Genomic DNA, 8584 nt, shown 5'->3' with positions numbered 1-8584 from the left:
CAGCGGGGCATCTGGGGCCTTGGCCTCGTCCGCCATGTCCTCAACCAACGCTACCATCAGCCGGACTGGTTTGAGGAGTGGTGGGCGCAGAGCCGGCACCGCCATGCAGGGCACGAACACGCGCCGCCGCAGGCATGAGCGCCGCTCGAACCATGGCGCATGCAATTCGGTCTCGGTCAAACGGATAGAAGGCCTGGCATGCAGGATCGAACGTCATATCGCTTGACAAGACGGCGCCCGTGGCGGCGATGGCTCGGCCTCGCCATATTGGGCCTTGTCCTCCTGGTCGCCTGCGACTACTACGGCTATCCCCGCTGGGCGCGCCCGGGCGGCAGGAGCTTCAACCGCGGATCGAACGGCCTCTACCTCCGCTATACATGGTACTTCGGTCGGCGCACCGACGCAGAGGTGCGTCGGTTGGCGCGGAGACTCCGCGAGGAGCAGATCCGCTACGCCTACTTTCACACCCGGTCGATCACGGCCAAGGGCACGCTTGAGTTCCGTTATCCCGACGCCGCTCGCCGCCTCACGGCCGCCCTGCACGAAACGGCGCCCTCCGTCAAGTCCATCGCTTGGGTCTCCGTGGCGAACGAGCGTGGGGTGGGGGAAGTGGTGAACCTGTCCGCCGAGCCCGTGCGGCGCATCATGATCAAAGAGGCCGGTTGGCTGGTCAACGAGTGCGGGTTCGACGGTGTGCAGTGGGACTACGAGGTCTGCGCCGATGGGGATGAGGGCTTCCTGCAGCTCCTCCGCCAGACCCGCGCCGCACTGCCGAAGGATAAGCTGCTGTCGGTCGCCGCGCCGGTGCTGTCATCCCGCTTCTATCCCTGGGGCTGGAGCGAGGATTACTTCGCGCGCGTCGCGAGGACGTGCGATCAGCTCACCGTGATGTGCTACGACACAGGGATCAGGGTGCCTCGCGGCTACGTTTCGCTCGTGCGCAGTCAGGCACGGCGCGCCACGCGAGGTGTTGCACGGAGCGGCGCGGGCAGTCACGTGTTGCTCGGTGTACCCACCTACCATGCGGGCGGAAGGTCGCATTCCCCGCACGCCGAGAACCTCTTGCTCGCGCTGAAGGGCGTCAGGGAAGGGTTGTCTGACACGCGCGCCGACAGATCCGCGTTCGAGGGTGTTGCGCTTCTCGCGGACTGGACGACCGAGCGCAACGAATGGCACCTCTACAGACGGCTGTGGTTCTGAGTGCCTGCGCCGCTGGCGCGAGGCCGGCAGCGATGCGCGCGTCGCTCACGGCCCAGCGAACTGCAGCGCTCGAAACCACAGGATCGCGTGTACCATCAGCCCGACTTGCCCGAAGTGAACCTGGTCGTAGCGCATTGACTCCGGCACGTACGTATCGGTGTCCGGCCCGGGGAGGGCCACGCCCATTCTGAACAGCGTGCTCTGCGCCGCGCGCACCGCCTGCTCCTGCTCCGGCGGACAGCCCGGCACGTGGCTCGCGAGTGCCACGTACCACGGCACTCGCCAGCCTGCATCGGCGCGCGACCGCTCGATAATCGTCACCATGTTCTGATAGGTTTGCTCTGTCGTCGATCCGTTGACCGCGTCCGACTCCCCCTGGTGCCACAGCACCGCCCGGACGCGCCGCCCGCTCAGTGCGCGCTTCAGCGCGGGGTAGAGGTCGCCGTCCGGCAGCCACTGCTCGCTCGAGGCGCCGCCGACCGCCACGTTGATGAACCCGACCGGCACACGCTCGGACAGGGCGAGCAGCTCCCCGAGCATCGGCCACGCGCTCCCGGCCCCCATCGCGCCCGGCATCCGCTCGGATTCGTCCGCCAGGGCCCAGCCGCCCCCATCCGTCATGACGGACACCAGGCCGCTGCGATCCGCGATGAAGCCGTCGCCGTGCCCGGCCGCGTTCGACTGCCCGGCAATGACGAACACGTCGCCCACGCCAAACGGCACCAACTGTTGCCGGCGGCGCCCCTGGGAGACCGCCAGCGTGTACCAGCCGCCTGCGCGTACCTCGATCTCGCCCGATATCACGCCGCCCGCCGGCTCGAACTCTCGGCGAGCACGTACTCGCCCGGCGGCGTCGAGGGCGGCGACCCTCGCCTGTGAGCCCGTGAGGCCGGTTATCGCGACCGGCACCGACGCCGCGCTCGCCTCGCGCTGAAACACTTCGTACCTCTGGGGTCGTTCGACTCGAATCTCGTCGCTCAAATCTGGTCTCCGTATTCCTCGCAAGTGGAGAGCGCGCTGCGATGGAGCACGCGCGCCCTCCCCTGGCATGCTGTGGCGCGCGTGAATCCGTTCTGTTAGGGGCAGGAGGCAAGCTCCTGCCCCACCTCATGCCCGACAGCGTCGAACCGCCTCGCGCCGCGCGCACCCCTACTCCGCCAACCCGCACACCTCGTCCACCAGCTCTGTGATCGCTTCTATCTTCTCGATCTGCCCGACCTGCGAGATCTCGTCAGATACCCCGAGGATAAGCCGCGGCGCAAACATGTCTATCACCCGCCGGGCGAAATCGAGGACTTCCTGCATCGAGTACTCGCGCAGGAAGTGAATCGCGGGAAGCAGGTCGAGCACGACCATCCGGTCGCCGACCGCCGCCTTGATCTGCTCCAGCGTCATGTCGCCCATCGGCACGGGGGTGAGCGCCTCGACGCCGTGCAGGCCGGTGTCCTTGAGATACGGCAGCATCAACCTCGAATGCCCGTCCCAATGCGTATGCACGAATCGCCCCGCGTCGCCGAGCCGCTTGCCGATCCACTGCCAGCGCGGCATCAGGTAGCGCTCCAGTATCGGCGGCGGGGTAAACTCGTTCGTCGCGTGGTCGCCGAGGTTGAAGATGCGACACGGCAGCTGCAGCGCCGCGTCAATCATCCGCTGGTCGCGCCGGTCGCACGCCTCCAGGTACGCCTCGACTTCCTCGCGGTGATCGTACAACAGGTAGTACGTGCCGGGCAGGCCCGCCCACGCCTTTATCAGCTCCGTGAACCCCGAGCTGGAGAGAAACACCGTTGGCTCGGCGCGATGCCCGACGCGGGCCGCCGCCTCCTCGAACGCCTGGAGGTTGGCGCGGAACTGCTCGCGGTCGACGAGATCCGTGAGCACGCGCAGATCGTCAACCTGCTTGACCGGGAACTCCGCGATGCGCCGATTCCGCAATTCGCCATCGATCCAGATGTCGCGGTTGACGGTGCGCAGGCTGCCGGAGGGAAGGGCGACGGTCTGGATAAGAGCGTCATCCTGCTGCTCCTCCGTGCGCCGGACGTCGTCGGGATGCAGGTAGCGCTCCAGCCCGGCGGTCGCCGCGTAACGAACCGAGCACCGCAGCGCGTCATAGATGCCGAGCGAATCCAACCCTCGGAAACGCTCCGGCATCGTCCCCTCCTTCATGTGATGGTTGATCCACGTCTCCAGGCGCGGCTGCCACAGCACCCGGTCCGCCGTGCCCTCGAAGATCGCAAGGTTGAGTTCTCTCCGTGTCATTCAGTCGTCTCCCTAGTCCGGGCATCCCGCGACCAGGTCAGTTCGCTTCACCGACCGCGCTTCCCTGCGCCTCAGATGATCCGCTGCGCGTCACGGTCCCGTCACGCGGCCCCTTTACGTCCACCTTATCCGTTACGCGAATGAAACGATAGGGATGCCGCGTCGTCGAGTAGTAGCTCTCGTTGGGCAACAGATCGAGGCCGGCGTCGAAGTATCGGTTGAGCACCATCCTGAACACATTCGCCGACGACAGGCCGTTATCCATTTGAACGTCGCCGCCGCCCGGCAAGTAGCATGCGATCAGTGCGCCGAGCCGTTCCCTGACGTTCGTCTTCTCAACGCTGCTCCAGTTCGTCCACGAGCCCGGCCCGTGGTCGGATTGGATGATGACGGCAGTCGGCCAGCCGCCTTTCGCGAGCAGCGCCTCCACGATCGCCTCCGTCCGGCGGTTGACGAATTGAAGCTGCTCGACGTACGCCGCAGGCCCTTCCGGCCTGGCGCGCTCGAAGTCGCCGCCGTTCTGCCGGTCAAAGCGCGCCGCAGTTCGGATGATCCTACCGTCTCGATCGAACACGCACGGGGCGTGTGGACACATGATGTGCGCGAAGACGAATATGGGTGGCTCCAGCTTTGTCGTGTCCGGCAGATGGTCGAACGCATACAGTACCCTCTCCGGATGCGGCTGCGTGATTGCCCGGCGCGCGCCGACGCCGAGCAGCACCGGCAGCGGCGTGGTGTCGAGGATGGCGCTCTGAAACTCCGTCAGCCCGGGCACGCCCCCGATGCGAATGTCCGCCGAGCGGATGTCCACGGGGGTGTATTCGGAGGAGAATGCCACGATGCGGTACCCGCGCTTCCGCAGAAAGCGGAACACGCGGTTATCCGCAATCATCTCGGCCAGCGGCAGTCGGTCGTTCGAGTCGGCGCCGACCCGCGCAGCCACGCCATCGAGGTACTCCATATTCAGCGAAGACGCAAGCGACAGGATCGTCTGACAGTAGTTGGCCTTGCCTCTCTCCGCCACGCGGAACCCCTTGCGGGTCAGATACCGCAGGAAGTCGCTATTGTCATAGCGATACATGTCGCGCAGAACGTCCGCCCGCGCGTAGCCGTCCAGGATGATGTAGTATATATTCGGCAAGACCCGCGTTCCCGCGGAGCCCGTGAGCTCGACGACGTCGGCCTGGCGCACTCTGCGGCAGGCAAGCGCGCGCTTGACCTCGTACGCGCCCACCACCAGCACCTGCCACGCGACCAGCACCACCGCCATCACATTCAGCGCGGATGACAGACCGCGCAAGCCGCGCTGCCGCACGAGTAAGAAGCCCGCGGCAACAAGCAACACCGTCGCGTATGCCCCGACGAAGACCGCGGTCCTCGCCGAGCCGAGATCCGCGACAGGCGATGGCTCCACCAGGCCATGAAGGTGCCCGAAAGACAGGAACCACAGCCAGAACAGCGAGTTGAGGACGCCCGCGCGCACCGTGTCGCGCAGAATCAGGCTCAGCACAACCCACAGCAGCAGCGAGCACAGCCCGGCGATGACGAGGGGCAGCGCGAGTTGCGCGAGGTACAGCTCGCTCATATTATGGGAGTAAAGGAACAGGATCGGCACTAGCGCGAACAGCAGCGGGTGCACGACGAGGGGCTTCCTCACGCCGAGCCCTCCCGCCGACGCATTAGGTAGAGCGTCCTCGGCGATGCTGCGATTGGCTGGCACGAGTTGATTGTGAAGTGTTCGGCGAACTCGCGCTCGAACGCGCCTTGGTCGTAATCCGCGAAGACGTCCTCGCGCGAACGCAGCAGTCGCTGCACCTGCGGGTCGTCCTTGGGAACGAACTCGATTACCAGCCACCGGGTTATGGCATGGAAGAACCGGGCCATCATCGCGAACGGGACGTTGTTCGCGATCGCGAGGTGATGAACGAGAGCCAGCGCCAGCACCAGGTCAGCCGGCCCGCGCGCCGCCAGCGACAGGCGCTCCTCGTTCGCCCAGCCGATGCCGGAACTCGGGTTGGTCAGGTCGAGCACCAGCGGCAGAAGGTTGGTCTCCTCGCTCCGGCGACACTGGAGGTAGTTCCTCTCCACAGCGGCGGGGTCCATATCGAAGGCCACGGTAGGGACGCCCTTGTCGCTGGCGATCCGGCTGTACAGGCCCACGTTCGCGCCGAGATCCCACACTGTCCTGGGCGCGGCAGCCTCCACGAACTCACTGATTAGCCGGCGCTTGTCCTCGCTCGCATCCGCCGCGTAGCTCGTGTCCTCGTAGTAGTCGGCCCATACCGTTCCTTCGGGCTTCCACGTAAGCCGCCGGGTCGAGGTCCGCAGCGCGTCCACGAGGCCACGCATGCCGGCGGGGCTCAACCCACGTCGGGTCGCGTCAATCGCCTTGTCGCCGAACCTGCTCTGCATCCGGGCGTGCACGTGCAGATGGACTGACAGCAAGGGGCTCAGCCGCGTCCGCCACGGCAGCAGCGCGCTCGCCAAGTCCAGCGGCACCCCGTCTATGTAGATGCGCAACAGTTGACTGAGCCGGACATCGGTACACGCCATCAGCGCCAGCGGCGCCAGGAAGTGCTGGCAGAACTGCCGGTACGCGACCCACGGCCGGCCCGGCTCGTACTTCTCGAATGACAGCGTGTCAATCAGGATCGGCTTGCCTTTTCTGAACTGAATGTTGTACGTGCTGGCATCCTTGAGGCACATGCCGTGTTGCAGCGCCAGTTCCTGAATCTTGAGCGTGGCGAGCGCCGCGTCCTGCAACTGGCTGAAGCACCATTCGTAGGGGTAGGAGATGAATCCGATCGGCTCGGGCTTGATGGTCCGATAGACCTCATCGGCCGCAGCCACTTCCAGGTCCACTTCCCGATGGGGCACAAGGAGGTCGGCATTGACGAGGGCGTCGTAGAGCCCCGAGTTGACCAGGTGGTCGTAATGATCCCGATAAGCAATGTTGACGCGCCGGTAGAGTTCGCCGTCCCGCGAGAACACCGCGCCGCTTGGATCGCGAAACGAACTCGGAACGTCTCGCTCATTCATCGGCCGGATCCTGCGGCCTTCCGAAGGCGCGCGCCAGGGAGGTCTTGACCCTGCCCCAGAACGTTCTGAGGACAAACAGCGATGCGAAGACTGCGCCGATCAGGAATTGTAGCAGGTAGCTCCCGGTGCCCGGGTCAATGTATGCGTGCGCGCGCTCAGCGGGGCACACGAAGAAGGCGCACGTGAAGATGACAATCGCCGGTGCCGACCATCGCGCGAGGTGCATCTGACTATCCTGCATGCGGCACAGGGGGCGCGCTCGCCCAATGTCGCTGACCCAGCGCCGCCGACAGCGGTCCTTCATTAGCAGGCCTTCTGCGTTCCGCCGTCACTTCCTGCCGTGCGCGCCTTGGTCAAGCCGGCACGCTTGCCACTGCGGCGCCCGTTCGCAGCAAGGACTGTGAAAGCCGCGCGCAGAAGCAGCGATTGGTTCACGGCGCGGACGGAGCGCCGCCCGATTCACGACCCGGGAGGTGTGGCTGACGTGAGACGGCTCCTTGTCATAGCGGTATTAGCGGTTGTGTGTGTGTCCCTCTGCTCGTGCAGCAGGCATGGGCGCATGCCGGCATCCCCCATGCAGCGCCCCACGGTGGCCTTCGTCACCAACAACGTGTCGGACTTCTGGCTCATCGCCAAGGCGGGCGTCAAGCAGGCGGAACAGGACTTCGGCGCCGACTGCGAGTTCCGCATGCCGGCACAGGGCACCGCGACGGAGCAGAAGGCCATCGTCGAGGACCTCATCGTCAAGGGCCTATCCGGCATCGCCATCTCTCCCGTCGATCCCGCCAATCAGACGGACATGCTCAACGAGGCCGCCGCGAAGGTCAACCTCATCACCCATGACTCGGACGCTCCGGACAGCGACCGCCTGTGCTACATCGGCACCAACAACTACCAGGCCGGCGTCGCCGCAGGCAAGGAATTGCTGGAGGCGTTGCCCGACGGCGGCAAGGTGATGGTGTTCGTCGGAACGCTCGACGCCGAGAACGCCCGCAACCGCAACCAGGGCGTCGCCGACGCGGTCAGGGGCAGCCGGATCGAGATCCTCGGCACCCTCACCGACAATACCGATCACGCCAAAGCCAAGGCCAATGTCGAGGATACACTCATCAAGCACCGCGACATCGCCGCGCTCGTCGGCCTGTGGTCGTACAACGGCCCCGCGATTGCCGAGGCGGTGCGCGCCGCCGGCAAGCAGGGCAAGGTCAAGGTCGTCTGCTTCGACGAAGACTCTTCCACGCTGCAGGCGGTGAAGGACGGCGTGATACAAGCCACCGTGGTGCAGAAGCCGTATGAGTTCGGCTACCAGTCCGTGAAGATGCTGGCGGCGCTCGCGCGCGGCGAGGACGCCGGCATTCCCGAGAGCAAGGTCATAGACACCGGCGTCGAAGTCATCACTCGGGACAACGTGGACGAGTTCTGGGCCAAGCTCAAGGAGCAGGTGGGACGGAAGTAGGGCCCGCGTCGCACGGCGCAAACCGCACGCCCCGGCTTCCGGACGAGGAGGACGCCCGTGCTCATTCCCCTGTTGGTGTGCTCGCTGGCAGCCATTGTGCCGGCGGCGGAGATCCCACTCGATGCCGTCTGGCACGCACCACAGACGATCGAGATACCGATCGGGGAACAGCCCGAATCCGCCTCACTCGACCTGCCCGCGATCCCGGCGCGCGAGAACGCGGCGCTGTGCCTGCGCTTCGCCGTCCGCCTGCACAGCGAGGAACCGGCGGGATGGAACCAATACTTCGCTCTCGAGGCGAACGGCGTTCCCGTCGGGCCGCTCACGCAAGCAGGCGAATGGCGCGTGCTCAACTGGCCTCGATTTGTCAGGGCGGCATACCGCGGCGAAACCAAGGTGCCGGTGGTGCAGACGCGCTCCAACCTCGACTGCCTGCTCGTCTTCTTCTCACCCGACGCCTCCCAGGCCGATCCGCGCGTTCTCGATAACCGCGAGCAAGGCTGTTGGTATCTCGTTGATATCTCCGACGCGCTCAGGCCCGAGCGGCCGAACACGCTCAAGCTCACCAATACCGCTCTCCGCAGCTACTGGCCCGATGGCCCGCCACGGGCCTGCCGCATGGTGATCGAGCAT

The 8584-nt window shown here is 65.8% G+C and carries 8 protein-coding genes; 3 read left to right on the top strand and 5 right to left on the bottom strand.

What is annotated here, in order from left to right:
• Nucleotides 1-198: 198 nt before the first annotated feature.
• The gene (locus JSV65_09035; protein UCH36479.1) at nucleotides 199-1200 is read left to right on the top strand and encodes a hypothetical protein; all 1002 of its coding nucleotides are present in this window, start codon (nucleotides 199-201) and stop codon (nucleotides 1198-1200) included.
• 45 nt (nucleotides 1201-1245) lie between these two features.
• On the opposite strand, the gene JSV65_09030 is transcribed toward JSV65_09035, so the two are convergent.
• The 5 genes from JSV65_09030 to JSV65_09010 all read right to left on the bottom strand — a co-directional run bounded on the left by JSV65_09030 (nucleotide 1246) and on the right by JSV65_09010 (nucleotide 6685).
• A complete protein-coding gene (locus tag JSV65_09030) occupies nucleotides 1246-2181 on the bottom strand; it encodes a hypothetical protein (protein UCH36478.1) in 936 nt (311 codons plus the stop codon).
• Between the two features lie 168 nt (nucleotides 2182-2349).
• The gene (locus JSV65_09025; GenBank protein UCH36477.1) at nucleotides 2350-3456 is read right to left on the bottom strand and encodes a hypothetical protein; all 1107 of its coding nucleotides are present in this window, start codon (nucleotides 3454-3456) and stop codon (nucleotides 2350-2352) included.
• Between the two features lie 37 nt (nucleotides 3457-3493).
• Complete coding sequence (locus JSV65_09020; protein UCH36476.1) at nucleotides 3494-5113, bottom strand: hypothetical protein; 1620 nt, start codon at nucleotides 5111-5113, stop codon at nucleotides 3494-3496.
• On the bottom strand, nucleotides 5110-6495 hold the full coding sequence (locus tag JSV65_09015; protein ID UCH36475.1) for an SAM-dependent methyltransferase: 1386 nt from the start codon (nucleotides 6493-6495) through the stop codon (nucleotides 5110-5112). The genes JSV65_09020 and JSV65_09015 overlap by 4 nt, the downstream gene beginning before the upstream one ends.
• Nucleotides 6488-6685: a hypothetical protein gene (locus JSV65_09010; protein ID UCH36732.1), complete on the bottom strand. Its 198-nt coding sequence runs from the start codon at nucleotides 6683-6685 to the stop codon at nucleotides 6488-6490. The genes JSV65_09015 and JSV65_09010 overlap by 8 nt, the downstream gene beginning before the upstream one ends.
• A 294-nt stretch (nucleotides 6686-6979) precedes the next feature.
• Between JSV65_09010 and JSV65_09005 the strand changes: the two genes are divergently transcribed.
• Together JSV65_09005 and JSV65_09000 are read left to right on the top strand one after the other, a co-directional pair.
• Nucleotides 6980-7951: a sugar-binding protein gene (locus JSV65_09005; GenBank protein UCH36474.1), complete on the top strand. Its 972-nt coding sequence runs from the start codon at nucleotides 6980-6982 to the stop codon at nucleotides 7949-7951.
• 57 nt (nucleotides 7952-8008) lie between these two features.
• The coding region (locus tag JSV65_09000; GenBank protein ID UCH36473.1) for a hypothetical protein at nucleotides 8009-8584 on the top strand (576 nt) is incomplete at its 3' end.

The sequence above is a fragment of the Armatimonadota bacterium genome (assembly GCA_020354555.1).
Classification (GTDB): domain Bacteria; phylum Armatimonadota; class Hebobacteria.
This window is presented reverse-complemented; position numbering and strand designations above follow the sequence as displayed.